The 7,129-nt window shown below is 38.3% G+C and carries 4 protein-coding genes, 1 rRNA gene and 1 riboswitch; all 5 genes read right to left on the bottom strand.

Annotated elements, in window-relative coordinates; genetic code table 11:
- Window positions 1–215: ribosomal RNA gene (locus tag FAR12_RS19150) — 16S ribosomal RNA — on the bottom strand; the annotation flags it as partial.
- A gap of 383 nt (window positions 216–598) precedes the next feature.
- Window positions 599–2,626: a glucose-specific PTS transporter subunit IIBC gene (gene ptsG / locus FAR12_RS19145; protein ID WP_126410376.1), complete on the bottom strand. Its 2,028-nt coding sequence runs from the start codon at window positions 2,624–2,626 to the stop codon at window positions 599–601.
- Between the two features lie 224 nt (window positions 2,627–2,850).
- Window positions 2,851–3,693, bottom strand: a complete 843-nt coding sequence (gene glcT / locus FAR12_RS19140; RefSeq protein WP_126410375.1) for a glucose PTS transporter transcription antiterminator GlcT — start codon at window positions 3,691–3,693, stop codon at window positions 2,851–2,853.
- A 187-nt stretch (window positions 3,694–3,880) separates the two neighbouring features.
- Window positions 3,881–5,185 carry an NCS2 family permease gene (locus FAR12_RS19135; protein ID WP_126410374.1) on the bottom strand — a complete coding sequence of 435 codons (1,305 nt, stop codon included), beginning with the start codon at window positions 5,183–5,185 and terminating at the stop codon, window positions 3,881–3,883.
- Window positions 5,186–5,320: 135 nt separating this feature from the next.
- Window positions 5,321–5,422: riboswitch (purine riboswitch) on the bottom strand.
- A gap of 94 nt (window positions 5,423–5,516) precedes the next feature.
- The gene (guaA, locus tag FAR12_RS19130; protein ID WP_126410373.1) at window positions 5,517–7,067 is read right to left on the bottom strand and encodes a glutamine-hydrolyzing GMP synthase; all 1,551 of its coding nucleotides are present in this window, start codon (window positions 7,065–7,067) and stop codon (window positions 5,517–5,519) included.
- Window positions 7,068–7,129: the final 62 nt, after the last annotated feature.

The following is a 7,129-nucleotide window of genomic DNA, read 5'->3' as shown; positions in this document are numbered from 1 at the left end:
ACCATCTTTCAGCTTTCGAACATGAGTTCAAAAGCATTATCCGGTATTAGCTCCGGTTTCCCGAAGTTATCCCAGTCTTACAGGCAGGTTGCCCACGTGTTACTCACCCGTCCGCCGCTAATCTGAGGGAGCAAGCTCCCTCAGATCCGCTCGACTTGCATGTATTAGGCACGCCGCCAGCGTTCGTCCTGAGCCAGGATCAAACTCTCCAATAAAGAGTAAGATTAGCTCTTAAATAAAACTTAAAATAAAACTAACGTTGACGTATGATTTGTTTAGTTTTCAAAGTACAATAGTGATTTTTCTCAAAGAGAAAATATCATTCATTTGATTTTCTTTATTGCTTCAGCAGCAACTATATTAGAATAACATTCTGTTGAAACAATGTCAACAACTATTTTTGAAAATCTTTTTTCTTAAATAATGTTGTTGGTTTATCTTGTCATCTGCTCGAGACGACTTTCTTATAGTAACACCTATACAACCGAAGATCAACATGTTTTATGCAGGTAAAATTATACAATTGCACACAAAAAGAAATCGACCTCCACAAAGTATGGAGGTCGACCGAGTTTCTTCTTATATATATTACTATATATTACGCTTTTGAAATGGTTACGATATTTTCTTCACCTTTATCTACATTTCCTTGTTTTTGAATCACTACTTGCTCACCTTCAGCAAGATTTGTGAAAACAACTGGAGTCATAATAGAAGGTACTTTTGTTTTAATAGCCTCAAGATCCACTTTTAATAAAGGTTGTCCCTTTTTAACAGTGTCGTTCTCACTTACAAGAGCTTCAAAACCTTCACCTTTAAGGTTAACTGTATCGATACCTACATGGATTAGGATTTCGCGACCAGAGTCAGATAAAATACCTACAGCGTGTTTTGTTGGGAAGAAGTTAACGATTTTTCCATCAACAGGAGACACAATTGTTCCATCAACCGGTAGAATAGCAAAACCGTCACCCATCATTTTTCCAGAGAATACTGCATCTGGAACTTCAGTAATTGGTTTGATTTCCCCTTTAATCGGAGATACAAAATCATCTGCACCTTGAACTGCAGTTGGTTGTGCTACAGCTTTTTCAGCTACAACACGTGGTCTCTTACCTTCCATAATATCCTTCATTTGACCCTTAATTGTTTCAGAACGAGGACCAAAGATCGCTTGGATACTATTTCCTACTTCAAGAACACCTGATGCACCTAATTTTTTCAAACGAGCCTTATCAACGTTTTTCGCATCATTTACAGAAACACGAAGTCGAGTGATACAAGCATCTAAATGAGAGATATTTTCTTTTCCACCCATCGCTTCAAGAATTTCGTATGGAAGATCAGAAGTTTTGCCTTGTACAGCACCTTCCTCTTCTTCTACTTCATCTTCACGACCAGGAGTCTTTAAGTTAAACTTACGGATTGCAAAACGGAATCCGAAATAGTAAATAACTGCAAATACTAGACCAACCGGAATTACTAACCAAGCATTTGTTTGCGGGTTAATTAGACCGAACAGAATGTAGTCAATTAATCCACCAGAGAATGTCATACCAATTTTTACATTTAAAATGTGCATTGTCATAAATGAAAGACCTGCGAAAATCGCATGAATTCCGAATAGAACAGGAGCTACGAATAAGAATGAGAATTCGATTGGCTCTGTGATACCTGTTAAGAAAGATGTAAGAGCAGCAGATGCCATTAATCCACCGACAAATACTTTTCTTTCTGGACGTGCTTCATGATAAATCGCTAATGCTGCAGCTGGTAAACCGAACATCATGAATGGGAATTTACCAGTCATGAATGTACCTGCATCTAAGTCTTGTACGTTATCAAGAATTTGCGCCATGAAAATACGTTGGTCACCACGAACTGTTTCTCCAGCTGCCGTCACGTATTGTCCAAACTCATACCAGAATGGAGAATAGAAAATGTGGTGCAAGCCGAAAGGAATTAACGCACGTTCAATTACTCCGAAAATAAACGCTGAAACTGTTAAGTTTGCATGAACCATGTTTTGAGAGAAGGCATTCAATCCATCTTGGATTGGAGGCCAGATAATTAACATTAATAGACCTAAAAGAACTGATGCACCTGCAGTAATAATCGGAACGAAACGCTTACCTGCAAAGAAACCTAAATAAGAAGGTAACTCAATTTCGTAAAATTTGTTATAAAGAGCAGAAGCGATAATACCGACGATAATACCACCAAATACGCCTGTTTGAAGCGTTGGAACACCTAAAATGCTAGCGTAGTTTAAACCGTTAACATCTTCTGCTGTAATTCCAAGAGCTGTACCCATTGTTACGTTCATGATTAAGTAACCGATGATAGCCGCTAATCCAGCAACACCATCTCCACCTGCTAATCCAACTGCAACACCAACCGCAAAGAGAACTGGCAAGTTCCCGAAGACGATGTCTCCAGCTTTTTGCATGATAGATGCTACCATTTCAACACCAGAATTATCTAGGAATGGAGCAATTTCTAATAATGTTGGGTTTAGAAGAGCAGCACCCAATGCTAATAGAATCCCCGCAGCTGGTAATAACGCAACCGGTAACATTAAAGCTTTACCGACTTTTTGTAAAACACCAAATGCTTTTTTAAACATAAGGAAAACCTCCTGAAAATATTCTTGAACTCATTAAGCGTTTTCAAAAGAACAACAAAAAAGACATGAGGAAAAATAACTGAATAGAGCTATTTGGGTATAGACTACCCCTAATAGGCTATTTCAATTAATTTTTCACTCATGCCTGATCGAATCAGTAACACGTGAAGTACTTCAAAGAATTCGTTTTCATTTGAAGCAAAAAAATATAGTATAATAACTTTTTATTTAACTTTGTTTTGAAGGCGTTGTAAATGCATCGTTAGATAAACAGCTTCTGCATTGTACACAGGCTTCCTTAATTCTTGTTGCATAACCTTAATGAGTTTCCATGAAAGATTGTAGCATACAGGATATTCTTCTTTCAAGAGTAAAGTTATTTTTTTTGGTTCTTCTACTTTTTCCCCTGTACGAACGCGCTCAATCGTAAATCGAATATGACGAACAAGCCTCATGTAGTCAATACTTTCTTTGTCTAGAATAATTTCTAATCGTTCTTCGATCATATCGACTAGCTTTGTCACAAGCTGGGAATGCTGATTTACCTCAGATAAGCTTTTATTCATAACCGCACTATGAATGTGAAGGGCAACAAATCCTACTTCCCCTTCTGGAAGCTCAATATCCGTTTTTTCTTTTATCAACCTTACAACCTCGCGTGCAATTTCGTATTCAAAAGGATAAAGTGCTTTTGTTTCGATCAAAAAAGGATTTTTCATTTCCATCCCTTTTGAAAGGCGTGTGATCGCAAACATTAAGTGATCGGTCAAAGCAACATGAATATGTTCATTCAACACGGCATTGCTTCTGGTTTTGATTAGCTCAATACAAGAAATGATTACTTCTTGAAGATCAGTGTCCAAAAAAGGAAGAAGCTTCAAATAGTTCTCTTTTTCCTTATTGTCTTTTAGCACGAAAAATTTTTCCGCTAAAGAAGGATCAACAACTTCCCCCTGTTTTCGATTAAAACTAATCCCTTTTCCGATCAAGACTACTTCCCCATAGTCGTCATGATCCCCTATTAAAACATTATTATTAAGCGTTTTCTTTATCTGCAATTGACCCATAATTGTTTTCCTCTTTCGACAACCCTAATATTTTCTTATCATATAAATTCTTTTAGTAGAAGTCAAAAGAAATCGCTGTTCTCATAATGATTGGTAATTATCCAAAAATATCCAAGCATAACTCTTTTTACGCGAAAAGCATCAAAGACAAAAAGAGCCACACCCCTGTGTGACTCTCCAAAAATGACTAGTTTAAGAAAATAAAATAGAGAACAAAGATGGCAAAGAGAACATACATGATTGGATGAATTTCTTTTGCACGACCCTTAGTAATCATGGAGATTGGATAGAAAATGAAACCAATCGCAATCCCTGTTGCAATACTATACGTGAGTGGCATCATTAGTATTGTGAAAAATGCTGGTACTGCCACTTCGAATTTATCCCACTCAATAAATTTAAGCTGAACAGCCATTAACACCCCAACAATGATTAAAGCAGGTGCTGTTACTTGGTTCGTTACAATCGCAAGTAATGGTGAGAAGAATAAAGCTAACAAGAAACAAATTGATGTTACAACTGCTGTAAAACCAGAACGTCCACCTGCTCCAACCCCTGCAGAAGATTCCACATAAGAAGTTGTGCTTGATGTTCCAAGAATCGCACCGATAACTGTACCTGATGAATCAGATGCTAATGCTCTTCCTGCACGTGGTAACTTTCCGTCCTTCATAATTCCAGCTTGAGACGCTACTGCCACAAGGGTACCAGCTGTATCAAAGAAATCAACAAACATGAATGTAAGAATAACAACCAGCATATCTAGAGTAAAGATATCGCCTAAGTGAAGGAATGCTTTTCCAAAAGTCGGCTCAATGCTCGGTACTGAACCTACGATATCACTAAGACCAGTTGGTACTGGAACTTGATTAAAAATCATTCCCACAACTGCTGTAATAATCATTCCGTAGAAAACGCCTGCTTTTACGCCACGAGTTAGTAAAATAACTGTTACAATCAAACCAAAAATCGCTAATAATACAGGACCTGATAAGATATCACCGATTGCTACAGTCGTAGCTTCGCTTGGCACTACAATACCAGCATTAATTAAACCGATAAAAGCAATGAATAATCCGATACCAGCACCAACTGCATTTTTCAAGTTCGCTGGAATCGCGTTAATGATGATTTCGCGAATACCTGTTAATGTTAATAAAACAAGGATTAGACCTGAAACTAATACACCAGCTAAAGCTGTTTCCCATGCAATGCCATAACCAAGAACTACAGTATAGGTGAAAAATGCGTTCAATCCCATACCTGGTGCAAGGGCTACTGGATATTTCGCAATAACACCCATGACCATTGTTCCAAGAGCAGCCGCTAGAGCAGTAGCTGTGAATACAGCCCCCTTGTCCATGCCCGCTCCTTCTAAAACTGTTGGATTAACGAACAAGATGTAAGCCATTGCTAAGAAAGTTGTTACACCCGCAATAATTTCCGTTCTGAAGTTTGTCTTTAATTCTGCGAACTGAAAATAATTCTTCATTCTTTTTTCCCCCTTAAAAATGTTTATCTCTGTCGTACAAAAACATAAAAAACGCTCCCTATTACCAGGAGCGCTCGACAACAAGTTCGTGAAATAAACGAGGAATAAGAATGAAAAAAATAATAGCAAGATCCGTCCGTTTATCACTTACTTCGTAGTCAAGCTATTTACGGTAGCCTGGTAGAAACTTTTGGGCCCTATTCCCAACGTTATACGACGTAATACGATGATATTTAATTTCTCTCTTATTTTAGCAACGACTTATTGGTTCGTCAAGAAAAAAACGAACATTTTTTTACAATGTTCGTTTTAACGTTCGTGTTTTATTGTTTTATTCCCACTCAATCGTAGCAGGTGGCTTACTTGTAATATCATACACGACGCGATTGACATGGCTTACTTCGTTGACGATACGAGTAGAAATGACCTCTAATACGTCCCAAGGGATTCTTGCCCAGTCAGATGTCATACCGTCAATCGATGTTACCGCACGAATTCCGATCGTGTAATCGTACGTACGAGCATCTCCCATTACCCCAACACTGCGAATGTCAGGTAGTACCGTGAAATACTGCCAAATGTCGCGGTCCAATCCAGCATTTTTGATTTCTTCTCGTAAAATCCAATCTGATTCACGAACGATCTCTAGCTTATCCTCAGAAATCTCTCCAAGTACACGAATTCCTAGACCAGGACCTGGGAATGGCTGTCTCCAAACGATCTCATCAGGAATGCCAAGCTCCGTTCCTACTGCACGAACCTCATCCTTGAATAATGTATTTAAAGGCTCGATTAATTGGAACTGCATATCTTCTGGTAATCCACCAACATTATGGTGAGATTTAATGGTTTGTGCAGTTGCTGTACCACTCTCAATAATATCCGTGTAAAGCGTTCCTTGAGCTAAATAGTCAATACCCTTAAGCTTTGTTGCTTCATCATCGAATACATAGATAAATTCATTACCGATAATTTTACGTTTTTGCTCAGGATCACTAACGCCTTTTAACTTGCTTAGGAAACGATCCCTCGCGTCTACTTTGATGACATTCATGTTGAAGCCGTCAGCAAAGGTCTTCATAACACTATCCGCTTCCCCTTTCCGCAAGAGCCCATGGTCAACGAAAATACAAGTTAATTGATCGCCAATTGCTTTATGAATCAGTACCGCAACAACTGATGAATCAACGCCACCACTTAGCGCACAAAGTACTTGTTTATCGCCTACAGTCTGACGAATTTTTTCCATTTCAATCTCAATGAAGTTCTCCATTGACCAATTATTTTCGCATTCACAAACGTTGAAAACGAAATTCTTCAATAACTCATTCCCATATTCAGAATGACGAACTTCTGGATGGAATTGAACAGCGTAAAGATTACGAGATTCATCACTCATCGCAGAAATCGGACAAGACGGACTTGTTGCATCAATCGCGAAGCCTTCTGGTGCTTCAACAACTAAATCGCCATGGCTCATCCACACGATTTGTTCTTGTGGAAGCTGACCAAATAATCTTGTCTCATTTTGAATGTTAAGAGCTGCTTTTCCATACTCACGATGCTTAGCAGGTTCTACTTTTCCTTTAAAATGAGTCGTCATCAGCTGCATGCCGTAGCAAATCCCTAAAATCGGAAGCCCTAATTCAAAAATCGCTTCGTCTGCACGGAATGAATTTTCATCATAAACACTATTTGGGCCACCAGAAAAAATGATCCCTTTCGCATTCATGTTCTTAATTTCTTCAGCTGTAATCGTATGCGGATGAAGCTCACTATAAACCCCAAACTCACGAATTCTTCTCGTAATTAATTGATTATATTGACTCCCAAAATCCAAAACAACAATCTTTTCTTGACCTTGTAAACCCTCGCTCGTCATTGCTTTCACCTCGTCAAAGTAGTGGATAAAAATAGTTTGTGTATTAAATACTGGAAATATAA

Origin of the sequence: Bacillus yapensis, from assembly GCF_005280205.1 — a bacterium.
GTDB lineage: Bacteria > Bacillota > Bacilli > Bacillales > Cytobacillaceae > Robertmurraya > Robertmurraya yapensis.
Note: the sequence above shows the minus strand (reverse complement) of the source record. Positions and strands in the feature narration are given on the sequence as shown.